The following is a 274-nucleotide window of genomic DNA, read 5'->3' as shown; positions in this document are numbered from 1 at the left end:
AGTGTCGACAGCTCATCACTTAAGCTAACATCTAATATAATTTCGGGGTATAGCGCGCTAAATTCATCAAGCAGTGGCAGTAATATTTTGTCACCAAAACTCACCATTGAGCTTATACATAATCGCCCCATTGGTGTTGTTTGATAACTGCGCACAGTTTCGTGGCTTTGCTCTAGCTGATTTAATATTTGCTGAACATCGTTATAGTAAATTTGCCCAACTTCGGTCAATTTAACTATGCGGGTAGAACGCTTTAAAAGCGTCGCCCCTAAGC

General features: G+C 40.9%; 1 protein-coding gene. It reads right to left on the bottom strand.

Features of this window, described 5'->3' with window-relative positions; all coding sequences use genetic code 11:
• A partial coding sequence (locus AAEY57_RS19960; RefSeq protein ID WP_350608661.1) for a LysR family transcriptional regulator occupies window positions 1-274 on the bottom strand: 274 nt, incomplete at both ends.

Origin of the sequence: Pseudoalteromonas sp. MER144-MNA-CIBAN-0113 (assembly GCF_040308965.1) — a bacterium.
Taxonomy (GTDB): domain Bacteria; phylum Pseudomonadota; class Gammaproteobacteria; order Enterobacterales; family Alteromonadaceae; genus Pseudoalteromonas; species Pseudoalteromonas tetraodonis.
The sequence above is the reverse complement of the archived record's forward strand: the minus strand, read 5'-3'. Positions and strand labels throughout refer to the sequence as shown.